The sequence below is a fragment of the Spiroplasma alleghenense genome (assembly GCF_003363775.1).
Lineage (GTDB): Bacteria > Bacillota_I > Bacilli_A > Mycoplasmatales > Mycoplasmataceae > Spiroplasma_B > Spiroplasma_B alleghenense.
Genome location: NZ_CP031376.1, coordinates 1,062,678 through 1,077,686, shown reverse-complemented (window position 1 = coordinate 1,077,686; position 15,009 = coordinate 1,062,678). Strand labels below are relative to the sequence as shown.

Sequence of the window (15,009 nt, the reverse complement as noted above, 5' to 3'; positions counted from 1 at the left end):
GAGTGTCAATTGACTGATATTTTATTTGTTGTTTTTTTCTAAATCCTCCAGGTATTGATTGAACTTCTTTAGAAATTCGTTTTCCATTTCAAGTTCCTTATTTTTCTTTTTCAAACGATGTAATTCATAACTTAATTTATCTCGCTTAGACGGCGCTCCAATTCTACTAATACCTGCAGTTTGTCCTTTTCTAGATGATATTCTCTTTAAATACTCTTCCCCAAACTGCTCGTATCCCAAAGCTCATTTTCGAGCTGCCGAGTATGAGACATTGTATTTAGCTGCTAATTTTTTTCAACTTTGTTGATTTTGCAATCAATCATGCGCGATTTCTAACTTTTTATCAAAAGAAGTCATGTGACTTTTATTTCCTTTTAAATTGGCCATTTAAAAAACCTCCTATGCAAAGAGTTTACTAGAATAATTTTTTTATTCTACCTCTATACATAAGAGATTATATTCATCCGTACTTAAAGGCCTTTTTTATTAAAGATCCAACAAAGCAAAATCTTTACGAAAAAACAGCTTTTGAATTTATTAAGAACATAGATGGAGTTAGAGATGCGGTTAATTTACCAAATGGGAGTAAAAAGAATTCGGTTTATATTTCCGAACAAGAAGTCAGAATGGGAGAAGATTTGCCCGATTCTATCAGAAAAAAATCAAAATCTATGGACTTTAAATTTAATTACAAGGATTTAAAAACTGATTTTTATGTATTTCATAAGTACACAAAAGAATCAGGCGGAGCCCAGGATAATCAAAAAAATGATGTAATTTTTTCAATGCAATCCGCAAAAAGTCCGTACCCTTGTGAAAAGAACTTTGTAGTATTTTATATTTGTGATGGAGAATATTACGATGAGCAAAAAATGAACGAGCTGAACAATCATATAAATGGAATTTCAAATTTTTATTTAATAAAGTCTGAAAATTTGGAAAAATGCCTAAAAAAGTATTATAATTATTTTAATGAATATTAAAATAAAAAGAGGTAAAAATGGCCAATAACAGTTCTATACAACTTCAAACAATAAAAGATTTTTTAGAAAATGACGGAAAGACAACTTTCAAGATACCACCATATCAAAGAAGTTACTCTTGAACTAAGCAAGTAAATCAATTGATTAACGATATCAATGATACGGAGCCGGGGGGAGAATTTTTTATAGGCGTTATATTTTGTCATAGAAAAAATAAAGAATTAATCGTAGTTGATGGTCAACAGAGAATCGTCACAATTTCCTTAATTTTAAATAAATTAATTTTGAAGTTTAATGAAATGGATAGCTCAACCCAAGTAAACGAAATTATTAGTAAAATAGAGAGCTGTCTATTTAATAAAGAAAATAATGAACTTGTAGTAAAACTAAAGTCTTATAGAGACAGAATAATTTTGGAAAAAATAATGGATAATTATGATCTTGATTTGGAAGATCAAAAGTATTCTATTTCCAAAGCATATAAAATAATAGGTGAATCTTTAGATAAATTTGAAGCATCAACTTTATTTGATTTTGCAAAAAAAATTTTAGATATCAATCTTTTTAATATTGATTTAGCGAATCTTAAAATAGACCCAAATAACCTATTTGAATCTTTTAACTCCAAAAATGAACCACTTAAAAATTACGATTTAATCGTAAACTCCATTTTTATGAATATAGAAGATGAAAAAAAACAAGAAAAGATTCACAGACTTAAGTGGGAAAGAAAATTTAAAAACGATTCGAATGTAGATTTAGATAAATTTTTCAGAGATTATGTGTCTATGATTTCATGTAAAGTTGTAGCTGATAAGGCTTACGAAATTCACAAAGGTTTTAAATTAATTTTAAACTCGAAGCTAGAAGGTTTTAAAGATAAGACGAAGGGTGTTATATCATTTATAGATGAAATTGTGCGCTATTTCGACATCTATTCTTCTATAAAAACAAACAAAAGGCTTTCTGAATTTTTTGCCGATAAATTAGTTGCAATTGTCAATAAAAAAAATTGAGACTTGCATCTTGCCGAGTACAAGTTCTTGAATGTGGATGCTGCTAACTCATTTTTAATGTATTTATCAGATAAACTAATAAGCGGAGAAATAAGAATCAGTTTTTTTGACTTAGTTCTTTCGTTTGTAAATACCTATATTTATAAACGAAAAGTAATTGGAATAACAGCTCAAGAAAGAAAATTTTTTATCAATATCTTAATTAAAATATCAGCATTAGAAAAAAATAAAAAACAAAAATTGCCCGACATAATTTGTTCAGCAATAAGTGAGACTATTAGTGAAAATAATAAATTGAATAATAATTTAAGAGAAGTTGATAATGCAGAATTTACCGAACACATAAAAGTCGCTTTTACAGATTTCAGTAGATCTAAATATTTGTTTACAATTATAAATAATGATATGAGCGATTCTATGAAAATAGATAGTTTGGATTTTTATAGATCTACAACAGTTGAGCATATTATTCCTCAAAGTTTTTCAGAAAATGATGAATGAAAAAAATTTTTGGAAGATAATAATGTTAAAATAGTAAAATTCCATGTCAATAAACTATCCAATTTAACGATTTTATCCCCAGAACAAAACAAAGAGGCAGCAGATAAAATTTTTGAAACTAAAATAAATATAATTAGGACAAGTTCATTTAAAATTAATAATGAATTTAACAGCGTTAAAAATCTGGGTGATTTAGAAAAAAATTGAGAGAAATTTATTTTAAATCAAATTGATAAAATTTTTAACAGATTTAAAAAATCAATTGAAAACAGAGAAAATAGAAAAATATATAATAAATAAAATAGTAAAATCAACCTTTAGGAGACCTAAGATGGTTTCCAAAAAAGGGTTGATTTTATATTTAATTTTTAAGATTAAAATATTTTTAATGCATCTAAATAATTGCTAAAAAATTAATTTTCATTAAAAGTAAGTAACTAACTTTTAATGAGGTAAAAATATTAATTCTATTCCGGCCTATAATAATTACTTTAATTTTATTATAAAAGTAATATAATAATTGGGAATGGAGTTAAAATATGAAAAAAGTAAATATAGGGTTAGATATTGGAATTGCCTCTGTGGGATGAGCGATTACGGATGAAGAATTAAATATTATCGATGCAGGAGTTAGTCTTTTTGAAGAAGCTGGTCAAACCGGTAGTGGCACAAGTGGAGCAGATCGTAGAATTAAGAGAAGTTCGCGAAGAAGATTAAGAAGAAGAAATTTACGTAAATCCGATTTAATTAATTTGATGATTAAAAATAATTTGATTAAAAGTAATGATGATTTTCAAGCCAACATTCCTCAAGAAATGATTTTTAATCTGAAATTAAAAGGAAAAAAAGAACTTTTAACTAATTATGAAATAGCAGCAATTTTATATCATGCAGTTAAAAAAAGAGGGATTTTTTCTTGAGAAGATGAAATAATTGAGGAAAGTGCAAGTAAAAATTTAGAAAACGTTGATATTTCTGAAAGAAAGGAAGTAACCGAACCATCATTAATAATGAAGGAGTTTCATGAAGCGAATGGAAAATTAATCGGAGTTAAAGATGATAGCATCAGATTTACAAACGAAGAATTACTCGCTGAACTAAAAGAAATTTTAAATAAGCAAAAGGATTTTGGTTCAATTAACGAAGATTTTATAAATGACTTTATTAAAATATTCACTCGTAAAAGAGATTACTTTACTGGTCCAGGATTGGAAAATCAAAAAACTGGTACTTTAAGTCCTTGGGGCTGAAATGGGGATGAAGAATTTTTTGATCGTCTTGCAGGAAATGATACCTATGATAAAACTCAACCGCGAGCACCTAAAGAATCATTAACTGCATATATTTTTAATACCTTAAATGATTTAAATAACTTAAAAATTCTAAACAGAGAAGAAGGTATTACAAATATTGAAAAAAGAGATTTAATCATTAAATGTATTGAATCACCAAAAACTTGAAACCTAAAATTAGATAGAATTGCTAAATTTATCCAAGTTAATCCTGAAGATATTTCTGGATTTAGAATTGATAAAAATAATAAGGCCATTTTTACTGAATTTAAAGGTATTAATAAAATTAAAGACATAATGAGAAATAATAATTTACCAATTGATTGAATTGCTTTTAAAAATAAAGATAAAATTGATGAAATATTGACAATACTAACTAAGTATCAAGACTATGCAAGCAGACTAGAACAACTACAAAAATTAAATTATGATTTTTTAAGTTTAAGAATTTGTGAAGTTTTAAGTTATGTTAAAAATAGCGGAACTCATGCTTTAAGTTTTAAAACTATGAATGAAGTAATTGCAGAAATGTGAGATACCAATAAAAATAGTATGCAAATTCTAACCGAGCAAGGCCGTCAACCCGATTACCATAAAAACTTTAGTAAAACACAAACTATTCCAGTTTTAAGAAAATCAATTAATGAAATGTATATTTCCCCAGTTGTGAAAAGATCTTTAATTCAATCATTAAAAGTAATTAAAGAAATTCAAAAACTAAAAGATTTAGAAATAAAAAATATTGTAATTGAAATGGCGCGTGAAAAAAATTCAGCTGAACAAAGACAATTCATTAACAAAATTCAAAAGCAAAACGAAGCTTTAGGAACTGAAATGAAGAAAGAAATCGCTAAAGTAAATACTAGTGGAATTGATAACTTTAAATTTCAAGAAAAAATGTCTTATTACTTAGAACAAGATGGAAACTGTATTTATAGTGGAGAAAAGATTGATATTACAAGACTTATGTCAGATTACAATTATTGTGAAATAGACCACATTATTCCAGTATCAATTTCATTTGATAATTCACGAAGCAATAAAGTATTAGTATTAAACTCAGAAAACCAAAGCAAGAAAAATAGAACCCCATATCAATATATTATTAATGATAAGGGTCAGGTTGCTTGAAAAGAATACTTAGAAGGAGTTAATCGCATTTATAAACAAAATGATACGCGATTCCCAAATCGAAAACAATTATTTAAAAAAATCAATTATTTATTATTTGAAGAGGACATCAATTCATTTAAAACACAACAAGGATTCATTCAAAGAAATTTAGTAGACACTCGTTACGCAACATTAGAGGTCAAAAAATATATTGAAAACTATATCAAAACCAATGATTTAGATATTCAAGTTAAAACAATTAATGGAGGATTTACTCACCAATTGCGTAAAAATTATTTTAGAATTCCAAATAAAATTCGTGAGCAAAATAAACATCATGCCGAAGATGCGATTATGATTTCTCTGGCTGCAGAATTTAAGTACAAAAACAAAAAACTATTTGATTTGATTAATACTAAAACTGAAGAAGAAAAATTGGACCTAGATTTTGATCAAACTGAATTCTACAAAAAATGGGCTCAAGTTGGAGATAATATTTCAAAATTTGATAATTACAAATTTACCAGAAAAGTTAAGCAAAAAAATAATATGAAAATATCAGATGAAACAATTTATTCTGCTAAAAAAATCGGGGACAACTTCTTCAAAATTAATAAAATAGATATTTATACCGACGACTCTAAAAAATGAAAAACAATATCTAAATTATTTAATGAAGAATCTAATCAGGTATTAATGAAAGACTCTGACCCAAAAACTTTTAATTTTTTACAAAGTATTTGAAATGAATACTCAATTGATAAAGAAAGCGGAAAATCCAGAAATGCATTCATTTTTGCTAAAAATGAATTGGGGGAAAGTATAACAAAACAATCTAATGAGGATAATCCTCCAAAAATAAGCTTCCTAAGATATCGAGATAAGAGTCCAATCAAATTAGATGAAATATTTGATATTTCTCACAAGTACAAAAATATTTCAGCTGATAAAAAAAGAGTCCTTTTAGATGGTAAAAATTGATTAAGACTTGATGTTTGATATAGCAAAACCTTAGATGTTTATAAAATTTTAGCAATTAATTCCTTATTAATTTCCAAAATGCAAGAGGATCAAATCACTATTGATCCGGTTGCTTACCAAAAATCCAAGGAAAAATTAAAAATAAGTGACACTTTTGAAAAAGTATTTGAATTAAATAAATATGATGAAGTTAAATTTAAATATGATGGTGAAAATAACAATAATTTATATGTTGTTGGTTTTGTTCAATCAACTAATTTAATTGAATTCAAAAAATTATCACAGATTGAAGAAAAGAGAATGATTAAATCAGTATCAAAGATTAAAGATTTTAAAAAAGTTACTTCAAATATTATTAAAAATAAAATAAAAATCTTGACTTAATTTTGGTGTTTGCTATAATAATTATGTATACATAGTTTTAGCACAACACAATTTTACAAGACTACCGTATATAAGGCTTAAATGCCGTAAGTGAGGGTTTCGACCCTCTTTTTTTTATTTTATGAGTTGAAAAACGTTAATAATAAAAGACTCAGAATACATAAATGTATTTCTGGATAGTGTAGTAATAAGAACAAAACAAGGCGAAGTCAAGCAACCAATTGGTGATCTTAATTCTGTAATATTTGAAAGTTATAAAACAACGATTACAACTAGAGTAATAAATAAGCTTGCTGAAAAAGGTGTTTTAACAATTTTGTGTGATGACACCCTGATGCCTAATGCATTAATAACTCCCATCAAAGGTCACCATAAACAATACGAACAAATATTAAACCAGATAAATTGAAATAAAAAAGATAAACTATTTTTATGAACTAAAATAGTTAAAAATAAAATTGAAAATCAAATTGATAATTTAAAAATGACAAATAAAAATTTTGATAAAGTTGCTCATCTAAATAAGTTTATTTCAGAATTACAGTTGGGGGATTCAACAAATCGCGAAGCTCACGCTGCAAAAGTATATTTTCACGAATTATTTGGCATGGAATTTAGGAGAAATAAAGATAATCATATTAACTCTGCTTTAAATTTTGGTTATTCAATTATCAGAAGCGCAGTAGCTAGAACAATTTGCTCAAAAGGACTTCATCCGTCAATTTCTTTATTTCATCACAACGGCTTTAATGCTTTTGCTTTAGCGGATGACTTAATGGAACCATTTAGACCCATTGTTGATTTGTATGTATTTAGTAAAATAATGAACGAAGACTATTTTTCAAGGAATCATAGAATTGCTTTGATTAATTTGCTTAATTGTAAAGTTACAATAAATGGTAAAAGTGTTTATCTTACTAACGCGATAGAAATTTATATCGATGAAGTTATCAATTTCTTTAAAGAAAAGAAGTTTTCAGATGAAAAATTTCCTGATGTTTCATCGGTTTTATATTATGAGTTATAGATATATGAGAATGATTCTATTTTATGATCTTCCAATGAACAAGAAAAATCTTGTTAAAACATACAATCAATTTAGAAACAAATTATTAAAAGAGGGTTTTGTCTTAGTTCAATATTCTGTTTATTCAAAAATTTGTATAAACGAAGAATCTATGAATAGACTAGTTTCAAGAATTGAAAAAATAAAGCCTTCGGAAGGTAATATAAGAGCGATGATTGTAACTGAAAAGCAGTATGCAAAAATGATATTTTTCAATGGCAAAAAATCACTTCAAGAGAAGGAGTCAAACGATAGAAGGTTGGTGATTTATTAATGATAATTAATTTCAAACATAAAAATGATTTTTATCTTGAATTTATTAATTTAAACAAAAACACATTTATTATAAATAACTTAGACGAAATGAAGATTTTAAATCAAGCTTATATAAATGCTGTATCTGGAAAATTGGAAACAACTGATATTATAATTGAGTATCAGGAGAATGATACAGTTTATGATAAGACAAATTGAAAAATTATTCATATACCATCTCTTATGGAATTAAATATTGATTTAATCAACGGAAAAAAAGGTGTATTGAAATCGCTATTTAAAATAGTTCTAGAAAATAGTTTGTTTCAAAACGAGCAACTGAATATGATTTATAATCTCATTTCAGGTATTGATATTAACTCAGTTGAGGTTATTTCCACAATAAAAGAGTGTTTTGACAGCGAAGAAAATAAAATTAACTTTTTTATTGAAGACAAATTTATTGATTATTTGGTTGATAATTTATCCTTAAGATTTATGAACAAATTTGATGAAGAAAATTTATATTTATTGAGCAAAGAAATTAGCAATTTATATTTTGCAATAATAGATTTATTCAATCAATTGGAAAGCAAGCATCTACTATTCATCTTTAATAACCCGTTTATTTCTCTTAATACTAAAGAAATATTGGATTTATCAAATCAAATAAATAAACTGGATAACTATATTATTTTTTTGTCAAATAGCTGCCATATTGAAATTAAAAATATTGAAAATTCAAAAATTATTGCTTTTAATAATATTATAGATATTGCAAAAATAATTGACGACCCAACGGAGTACTTAGAGTATTTTGATAAACCCGATAAAAATATATTTTTAGAAAATTTATTTATTTTTATACAAAAGTACCTCTCCTTAAACATTCTATACTACACTAAAGAACAACTGCTTTCGTTATTTGAAAAAAGTGAAAATATGCCTTTTAGGGCCGGAAAGATAGTTTTCGACAGAAAACTTTAATTTTTTACCAAAAACTCTTGATTTGGGGTTATGGTACCTTGTAAAATTGTGTTGTGCTAAAACAAGGATGTTCGTTGGAATCTCCGATTTGAAGTTATGGTACCTTGTAAAATTGTGTTGTGCTAAAACGATTTGATGGACACTTCATAATCCCTGAATGTTATGGTACCTTGTAAAATTGTGTTGTGCTAAAACCAGACAAATTGAATAATCCACATGAATACAGTTATGGTACCTTGTAAAATTGTGTTGTGCTAAAACTTTCCTTTGACTCTTTTATTGTATAACAGAGTTATGGTACCTTGTAAAATTGTGTTGTGCTAAAACATAAAAAGTTGTCAGAGCAAATCTACTATAGTTATGGTACCTTGTAAAATTGTGTTGTGCTAAAACCCTCTCTGTCAAAAAAACATCGATAACTCCGTTATGGTACCTTGTAAAATTGTGTTGTGCTAAAACATCAAATAATATACCCTTTCCAACAGTTAAGTTATGGTACCTTGTAAAATTGTGTTGTGCTAAAACTCGCAAATTTTAATGATAACGCACATTATCGTTATGGTACCTTGTAAAATTGTGTTGTGCTAAAACACTAAACAATGAGCGACCAGTTGCTATACTGTTATGGTACCTTGTAAAATTGTGTTGTGCTAAAACCATTAACGTAGTTAATACGCTTTACTGGCTGTTATGGTACCTTGTAAAATTGTGTTGTGCTAAAACTATTTTTTTTACCGGAACAAATATTTTAGCGTTATGGTACCTTGTAAAATTGTGTTGTGCTAAAACCAAATTGAATGGCTGAAAATAAAGATGAATGTTATGGTACCTTGTAAAATTGTGTTGTGCTAAAACCCCCTTATCTTTGTAAAAATTGCTATTACGGTTATGGTACCTTGTAAAATTGTGTTGTGCTAAAACAATAGAAATCATCATCTGGTCGGTTCACTCGTTATGGTACCTTGTAAAATTGTGTTGTGCTAAAACAAAGTGCTGAGGACTACTTCTATCAAATCGGTTATGGTACCTTGTAAAATTGTGTTGTGCTAAAACATGAATTGTTCGATTTCGGGTTTGTTGTTAGTTATGGTACCTTGTAAAATTGTGTTGTGCTAAAACTAGGAACTTCCAAGTTGATTGTGAGGAAATGTTATGGTACCTTGTAAAATTGTGTTGTGCTAAAACTTCTAAAGTTCTTTTTCTTGTTTCTTCCCTGTTATGGTACCTTGTAAAATTGTGTTGTGCTAAAACAACTTGAATATGCAAGAATATTGGCTACTCGTTATGGTACCTTGTAAAATTGTGTTGTGCTAAAACCTCATTTTTGATAATCAATATCTTTAATCTGTTATGGTACCTTGTAAAATTGTGTTGTGCTAAAACATAAAAAGTTGGCAGAGCAAATATACTATAGTTATGGTACCTTGTAAAATTGTGTTGTGCTAAAACCAAATGGAGGCGGTATTAATCGCTCTTGTAGTTATGGTACCTTGTAAAATTGTGTTGTGCTAAAACAACTTTTTGGTGAGAGAGTTGAAGTTGATTGTTATGGTACCTTGTAAAATTGTGTTGTGCTAAAACCCTAATAACACCTTAGCACCTCCTGGTTCTTGTTATGGTACCTTGTAAAATTGTGTTGTGCTAAAACAGCACCATTAACAATCGTAGTGAATCGTGTGTTATGGTACCTTGTAAAATTGTGTTGTGCTAAAACAAAATGAATCCGATAAAGAGCGGCTAGTGGGTTATGGTACCTTGTAAAATTGTGTTGTGCTAAAACAATGGAAAAGGTTAGCGAAAGAGAACTACAGTTATGGTACCTTGTAAAATTGTGTTGTGCTAAAACTAGAGAAAAAGAGATTGATTTTGATTACACGTTATGGTACCTTGTAAAATTGTGTTGTGCTAAAACGAAACCGAAGAGTATCAAAAAGTAGTTTCAGTTATGGTACCTTGTAAAATTGTGTTGTGCTAAAACAGAATCCATTTGAAAAAGGAACTCAAACCTGTTATGGTACCTTGTAAAATTGTGTTGTGCTAAAACGGGTGTAAGAGAAATTCGGTATCCTAATACGTTATGGTACCTTGTAAAATTGTGTTGTGCTAAAACACCCAGTTCCTAAAAAGAACCTATGGCTGAGTTATGGTACCTTGTAAAATTGTGTTGTGCTAAAACGTATTGATATGATACTAACTGACCCACCATGTTATGGTACCTTGTAAAATTGTGTTGTGCTAAAACATTTAACAGGGAATCGTATAGATACTTCTAGTTATGGTACCTTGTAAAATTGTGTTGTGCTAAAACTTATTAAATAGTAGTGAAGTACTTATTACAGTTATGGTACCTTGTAAAATTGTGTTGTGCTAAAACTGATCAATGTAGAGGGTATAAAGGACTATGTTATGGTACCTTGTAAAATTGTGTTGTGCTAAAACAATATAGAAACTTTCTGATTGATATGGTAAGTTATGGTACCTTGTAAAATTGTGTTGTGCTAAAACCAGAGTTAACAGATGTTTATATAAAAGCATGTTATGGTACCTTGTAAAATTGTGTTGTGCTAAAACTTCCAGAACACACAAACTTAGCAGTAAGCAGTTATGGTACCTTGTAAAATTGTGTTGTGCTAAAACAAAAAATTGAGATTGTCAATGAGAAGAATTGTTATGGTACCTTGTAAAATTGTGTTGTGCTAAAACTTTTAAAATCTTTTCTATAAATTCCGTTGTGTTATGGTACCTTGTAAAATTGTGTTGTGCTAAAACAAATTGAAAGCGAATACCTTTTAATGAGTTGTTATGGTACCTTGTAAAATTGTGTTGTGCTAAAACTAGTTTTATGTGCTTGCTTGCTATCGTGGTGTTATGGTACCTTGTAAAATTGTGTTGTGCTAAAACAACAAATGACAGTAGCAGAATTAAAAACATGTTATGGTACCTTGTAAAATTGTGTTGTGCTAAAACTTGTTCCATGCTTTGTATGAGAAGCAGCTGGTTATGGTACCTTGTAAAATTGTGTTGTGCTAAAACTAAAATATGAAACTGATGGAGTTGATGATAGTTATGGTACCTTGTAAAATTGTGTTGTGCTAAAACTTAGAAAGGAGGAATAGAAAATGGATTGAGGTTATGGTACCTTGTAAAATTGTGTTGTGCTAAAACTAGAGTTTTGCTACAATTATTGGACAGCTTGTTATGGTACCTTGTAAAATTGTGTTGTGCTAAAACTAGAAACTGTTGCTTTTGTAGTATCTTTGTGTTATGGTACCTTGTAAAATTGTGTTGTGCTAAAACATTAGACGTACAAGTTGACTATGGTTGTACTATTTGTACCAAAAAATTAAAAAAAGTGATTATGAAAATCTTTTCTTTATTACAACAACTGGTCAAGAGAAAAGAATAGAAAAAGAAAAGAATGTCATGGTTTTAAGAAGTAAAGTAAAATACTTTAATACGTACTACAGAAAAATAATTGCTGAGCTTCTGTTCTTGGTAATATTTGAACAATTGGATATTAAATAATGGAGTATTTTTATTCTATTATTTTATGTTTTGATAATATATAAATTTGCGTTTAATTTCCTCAAAGGATGTAATAACTATGGAGGATCACTATAATTAAAAAATTTAATCTGGGAGCGAGAAATTAGAATTAGCATGCTTTGCAATTTTTTCATCATATGGGGATTCTAAATCTCACGCAATAGAGGTGATCGATTTTGCAAAAAAAGGTGATTATAACCTGGCAAACTAAAAAATAGTAATAGCTGATTAAGCGGCATTAAATGATGAAAAAACTCACAGCGAATTAATTTTTTATGAAACCAAAGGTGAAAAAAATGAAATTAGTTTATTGCTAATTCGTTCAGAAGACCAATTACTGTCAAGTCAAACAATTATTGCCTTGGCTAAAAAGATGCTTAGAATGTATCAAAAATTTAATAAATAGTTTTAAAATAAAATATCAGCTCTATCTGGAAAATTTATTTAGTTTCCATAGAAACATCAACCTTAAGGAGACCTAAAATGGTTTCCTAAAGAAAGGTTGATTTTTTTGCCCCAAAAACCATATTCTCAGGAATTAAAATTATTAATTATTGAACTTTATAATAAAGGATTTAGTGCTAGTGAACTTGCAAAAGATTATGATATAAAATCTGGTCCACAACTTATAAAATTATGAGTTTCAATGTATAATCAATCCATAAAGAATGCAGGAAATAAATTATCTTGCAAAGGAGATTATATTTTGAAAAAAGATGTTAGTAATAAAGTATTAACAGACAAAATAGAAGAGCTACAAAAACAACTAAAAAAGAAAGATGAGGAATTTTTAAAACTACAGATTGAAAAAGAGTTCATGGAAAAGTGCATGCCCTCTTGCATGAATTACAGCCGCCAACAAGTGATGATGATTCAAGCAACGAGGGAGTATAAGTACAAAGCTTTTTGTTTAATTTATGAAATTGAATTTCGCAAAGTTTTATCAATTGCCAAAATGTGCAAAATTGCCAAGGTTTCTCGAAGCAAATATCAAAAGTTTAAAAAAGATAATTTATTATTAAACAATATTTCTAAAAATGATTATAAATTTAATTCAAGCACTTTACCGATTTTTCAAAGTAAAATTAAGCACGATGTTATTCAATTGATAAATGAGTTTTTCAAAGAAAACAAGATATCATCGGGTGCTAAAAACATTAAATTATGAATTAAATCTGTTTTTAACATTAAAGTTAGTGTTAAAACAATTCTAAAAATAATGAAAGATAACGAATTTAAATTTCAAAGCCCTTACCGATTCAAGCGAAGCAAAATTCTAGGTCGCGATTTAATGGAAAAAACCATTAGAGCTGATTTGATCGAAAACAATTTTAGTGCTAACAATTGCGGCGAAAAAATCGGAATTGATGGAACCGTATTTAAGCTATTAATTGATGGTAAGAAAGTTGAATTACTTTGTGAAATTGCCTATGATTTCTACAGTCGCAAAGTAATTGGATGAAAATTTGGTACCAGCGAAAATGCACAAATTGTTTTGGATGTTATAAAACAAGTACACAAATATTGTTTGAAAAATAGTTTCAATGATGCAATTATTCAATCTGATCGCGGCAGAGCAAATGCCTCAATTATAGTTAAAAATTTCGAAGAAAAACAAAATAACTTTATCATGTCGATGTCTAAAGCGGGTTTTAAACATAACGCACCAACAGAATCTATGAATGGTTGAATAAAGACAATTTTTTTTAAAACTTGTGGAATAGAATTTGATAGCATAGAAAATTTTGAAAATGAATTTAGTAAATTTGTTTTTGCCAAAAATAATCTACAAAATTTAAGGTATTAATTAAAAAAGGAGATTCATCGTTTTTGATGATGTCTCCTTAAGGTTGATGTTTCTCATTAAGCTGATTTTTTATTTATTTTAAAAGTACTTTTTCGTATTTAATTCTAATTCTCATATCCCCCAGAGCAAAGTTTATTTTGTCAAAATCTTAAAAAAGTTTCATAGTAGTTTTTACCTAAAGTAAATCCACATAAACTGATTTGGATTTTAATATAAGATTCTTCATAGGTTCATCAAAACCCCAGATTTTTAATATAAGGGTTAAAGTAATGGGGGAAAGATTGTTTTAAAATCCCTTCAATTTCTTCATATAAATCATAAAGCTGGACAAGCTCTATTTTATTTTCTAGATAATCTTTGTACATAACAAAAGTTTTTTTCATGTAGCTGGTTAGTAAATCTTTTTGATTTTTATTTTTAATAAATTCATTCTTATCATCTCAAAATTTTCATATAACTGATGAAACGGATTTCTTTTTACTAAAGATAATAAAGTTTTTTCGATCCATAATATTATCAAAGTTATTATTCTCATACATCTGCTCAACTTCTTGTAAAGATTCACACATAGTTTGATAATCTAAAATTCGTTGTTTTAAATAGACTTGATAGTTTTGGAACATATATTTAGGATTTCAGTTTTCACTAAGCATAATGATTTCAATTTCATCAATTGAGTAATGAAGTTTTTTTAATAATAAAATTTGTTGTAAAGTGGCAATGTTGGCACCACTATATAGAGCTTTATTATTCTCGATCTTTGCTGGAATTAACAAACCTTTTTCTTGATAGTAATTTAAACCTTTGCGAGTAACTGAACATATTTTGGAAATTTGCTTTGTAGTATAAAATTGCTCCATAATAACTCCTTTTAAAATAATTATAACTCATAAAAAATATTTCCGTACCTTAGGTGAGGAAAAAAATATTTCTCTACTCTTTTATAATATTAATGTAGGAGTTCCTACAGGAAGGGAAAATATTATGAGTAAATTATCAAAGTATGGCCAACCTGCCGTGGAGTTATTAAAGCTCTTGGGTGGTAAAGATAACATTAATCGAGTGACTCACTGTTAAA

At 27.9% G+C, this 15,009-nt stretch carries 11 protein-coding genes and 1 CRISPR repeat array; of the genes, 9 read left to right on the top strand and 2 right to left on the bottom strand.

Features of this window, described 5'->3' with window-relative positions; translation table 4 throughout:
* Window positions 1–21: 21 nt before the first annotated feature.
* On the bottom strand, window positions 22–387 hold the full coding sequence (locus SALLE_RS04880) for a helix-turn-helix domain-containing protein (RefSeq protein ID WP_115557738.1): 366 nt from the start codon (window positions 385–387) through the stop codon (window positions 22–24).
* Window positions 388–626: 239 nt separating this feature from the next.
* Here SALLE_RS04880 and SALLE_RS04875 point away from each other — a divergent pair, with 239 nt between their 5' ends.
* The 9 genes from SALLE_RS04875 (at window position 627) to SALLE_RS04840 (ending at window position 13,931) form a co-directional block, all read left to right on the top strand.
* Complete coding sequence (locus SALLE_RS04875; protein ID WP_115558504.1) at window positions 627–983, top strand: hypothetical protein; 357 nt, start codon at window positions 627–629, stop codon at window positions 981–983.
* Between the two features lie 17 nt (window positions 984–1,000).
* Entirely contained in the window at window positions 1,001–2,800 is a 1,800-nt protein-coding gene (locus tag SALLE_RS04870) for a DUF262 domain-containing protein (RefSeq protein WP_115558503.1), read from the top strand.
* Between the two features lie 239 nt (window positions 2,801–3,039).
* Window positions 3,040–6,270 (top strand): type II CRISPR RNA-guided endonuclease Cas9, encoded by a 3,231-nt coding sequence (gene cas9 / locus SALLE_RS04865; protein ID WP_115558502.1) that lies wholly within the window; start codon window positions 3,040–3,042, stop codon window positions 6,268–6,270.
* 121 nt (window positions 6,271–6,391) lie between these two features.
* Window positions 6,392–7,297 carry a type II CRISPR-associated endonuclease Cas1 gene (cas1, locus tag SALLE_RS04860; protein WP_115558501.1) on the top strand — a complete coding sequence of 302 codons (906 nt, stop codon included), beginning with the start codon at window positions 6,392–6,394 and terminating at the stop codon, window positions 7,295–7,297.
* A gap of 4 nt (window positions 7,298–7,301) precedes the next feature.
* The gene (gene cas2 / locus SALLE_RS04855; RefSeq protein ID WP_162807961.1) at window positions 7,302–7,610 is read left to right on the top strand and encodes a CRISPR-associated endonuclease Cas2; all 309 of its coding nucleotides are present in this window, start codon (window positions 7,302–7,304) and stop codon (window positions 7,608–7,610) included.
* Complete coding sequence (locus SALLE_RS04850; protein ID WP_115558499.1) at window positions 7,610–8,578, top strand: hypothetical protein; 969 nt, start codon at window positions 7,610–7,612, stop codon at window positions 8,576–8,578. Before cas2 ends, SALLE_RS04850 begins: the two co-directional genes overlap by 1 nt.
* Before the next feature lie 27 nt (window positions 8,579–8,605).
* A CRISPR array of direct repeats spans window positions 8,606–11,875; the repeat unit is 36 nt; unit sequence GTTATGGTACCTTGTAAAATTGTGTTGTGCTAAAAC.
* Between the two features lie 33 nt (window positions 11,876–11,908).
* On the top strand, window positions 11,909–12,103 hold the full coding sequence (locus SALLE_RS05965) for a hypothetical protein (protein ID WP_162807960.1): 195 nt from the start codon (window positions 11,909–11,911) through the stop codon (window positions 12,101–12,103).
* Between the two features lie 259 nt (window positions 12,104–12,362).
* Window positions 12,363–12,530 carry a PTS lactose/cellobiose transporter subunit IIA gene (locus tag SALLE_RS06135; protein ID WP_115558498.1) on the top strand — a complete coding sequence of 56 codons (168 nt, stop codon included), beginning with the start codon at window positions 12,363–12,365 and terminating at the stop codon, window positions 12,528–12,530.
* A gap of 105 nt (window positions 12,531–12,635) precedes the next feature.
* On the top strand, window positions 12,636–13,931 hold the full coding sequence (locus tag SALLE_RS04840) for a hypothetical protein (protein ID WP_115558497.1): 1,296 nt from the start codon (window positions 12,636–12,638) through the stop codon (window positions 13,929–13,931).
* A 104-nt stretch (window positions 13,932–14,035) separates the two neighbouring features.
* Here the strand turns inward: SALLE_RS04840 and SALLE_RS04835 are convergent, their stop codons facing one another.
* Window positions 14,036–14,791, bottom strand: a complete 756-nt coding sequence (locus SALLE_RS04835; RefSeq protein WP_115558496.1) for a MerR family transcriptional regulator — start codon at window positions 14,789–14,791, stop codon at window positions 14,036–14,038.
* Window positions 14,792–15,009 lie beyond the last annotated feature (218 nt).